A 1,398-nucleotide genomic window follows, 5' to 3' on the forward strand; every position below is an offset into this window, starting at 1 on the left:
CGGGGAGGACACTCAGCTCCTGTCGCAGACTGCCCGTGCGCTCGGCGTCCGCAGTGATTCCGCATTCCAGGTAGCGCTCGCTCCTGCCGACAACGCCCGCCGCTTCCGGGCCGCTGCCGAAGACGCCAATGCTCTTCGATCCCTCCACGAGCGGGAGGATCTACTCCTCCTGATCGCCGAACTCCCCCGGACGCAAGACCTCCAGTCCCCGCGCTGGCTACATGATGTTCCCTGTATCGTCGCCCCGATCGCCCGCACCCTGGCCGAGGTGCCCCGTGCGTATGCGATAGCCAGGGAGATCCTCGCAGCGTTCGAGAGTGGTATCGACGAGACGGTCACGCTGCGAGGGGCGTGGGGCAGAATCGCTGCGCGCAGAATGGGGGACGTCGGGGACGCCTTGGCCCGCGAGGTCCTGGACAACGTCTCCGCAAACGAAGGTAAGCGGCTGGCAGAGACGCTGTGGGTCTACTTCGAAACTGGTTCGGTGACAACCAGTGCCGAACTTCTCTATTGTCACCGCAACACAGTCATCAATCGCCTGAGCCGATTTCATCAGCTGACAGGGTTCGATCCGAACAAGCCGGTGGACGCCGCCATGATTCAGATGGCTCTACAGCATCGGCAGAATGTGCAACACGACCGCTGAAGCAGTCGCACCTTGCTGCGTTCTCACCCCGAACTCGCCTAGTCGGCCGCTCTTCCCAGGAGTTCGTCGGAGATGATCCGCATCTGGATCTCGCTGGTGCCCTCGAAGATCTTCGTCAACCGTGCATCSCGCCARTGCCGCTCGACCTGGAAGTCGGTGGTGTACCCGGCGCCGCCGTGAATCTGCACCGCCTCACTGGTCACCCGCTCGGCCATCTCCGTGGCCACCARCTTGCACATCGACGCCTCCAGCGAACACCGCCGGCCGGTATCGATATCGGTGGCCACCGAATACATCAACTGCCGGGCGGCCTCGATGTCGGCGGCCATCTTCGCRAYCTTGAACCGCAGATGCTGRAAATCGGCCAACTCGTGCCCGAACTGCCGGCGGGTGTGCAGATACGCGATCGAATCCTCCAACGCACCCCGCGCCAGACCGATYGCCCGGGCCGCGGTATGCGCCCGCCCCACCTCCAGACCGGACACCGCCAGRTAGAAACCCTTACCCTCCGCACCGAGCATCGCCGTGGCCGGCACCCGGAAATCGTCGAACGAAAGCTCCCACGTGCTCCACCCGAAATACCCGATCTTGCGGATCTTCGTCCCACTGATCCCCTCCGGGAACCCGCCGCGCTGCTTGTCGATCAGGAACGCGCTGATCCCCCGGTGCGGCTTCGCCGGATCCTTGTGCGGATCGGTCCGCGCGAACAGCACCAGGTAGTCGGCCTCGTCGGCGTACGTGCACCACATCTT

General features: G+C 64.2%; 2 protein-coding genes. One reads left to right on the plus strand and one right to left on the minus strand.

Going from position 1 to position 1,398, the window contains the following annotated elements:
- On the plus strand, positions 1 to 646 hold a 646-nt coding region (locus AC1D1G_RS45215; RefSeq protein ID WP_477956939.1), incomplete at its 5' end, for a PucR family transcriptional regulator.
- A gap of 38 nt (positions 647 to 684) precedes the next feature.
- On the opposite strand, the gene AC1D1G_RS45220 is transcribed toward AC1D1G_RS45215, so the two are convergent.
- The coding region (locus tag AC1D1G_RS45220) for an acyl-CoA dehydrogenase family protein (RefSeq protein WP_477956940.1) at positions 685 to 1,398 on the minus strand (714 nt) is incomplete at its 5' end.

This window comes from Rhodococcus sp. P3_B8 (genome assembly GCF_056402775.1).